The 527-nt window shown below is 39.7% G+C and carries 1 pseudogene; it reads right to left on the bottom strand.

The window, feature by feature from the left end:
- Positions 1-105 precede the first annotated feature (105 nt).
- Positions 106-527 (bottom strand): annotated as a pseudogene (locus tag B9T16_RS29255) (Uma2 family endonuclease); the annotation flags it as partial.

The raw sequence follows: 527 nt of genomic DNA, 5'->3' as shown, positions 1-527 counted from the left end.
CTGACTTTCTAAATCTCCCGGAGGAAACTCGATATCCTCCCATTCTGGTGAGGTTTCCAGTGATGCTAACTGTTCCGTAACTGTCATAATGTTTACCTCGATTTTTTACAACTGTTCGGGGTCAATTCCCAACTCTCGCAATTTAGCCGCTAGTTGGTCTTTCTGTTGTCGTTCGATTTCTAATTGATTTTGAGTATTTACTAACTCATTTTCAACACTTCCTAATTGATTTTGAGTAGTTACTAACTCATTTTGGACGCTACCTAATTGATTTTGAGTGTTTACTAACTCATTTTGGACGCTACCTAACTGTTGTTGAGCTTCAGTGGCTGATTCTTCCGGAGTGGGTACTAAAACACCATCAGGACTAAAAAAGCGGAGTTGACGATTTTCTATCCCTAAGAATAGTTGCAGTTGTTCACTCCATAAATGTCCCATATCATTAGGGGTTATCGGTTGATAGGTTCCCTGAATTAATGCAAATCCTTGAAACTCTAAACTCTCCGGGTCAAACCAGAAATATTCGG

This window comes from Arthrospira sp. PCC 8006 (assembly GCF_046480465.1).
Lineage (GTDB): Bacteria > Cyanobacteriota > Cyanobacteriia > Cyanobacteriales > Microcoleaceae > Limnospira > Limnospira platensis.
This window is presented reverse-complemented; position numbering and strand designations above follow the sequence as displayed.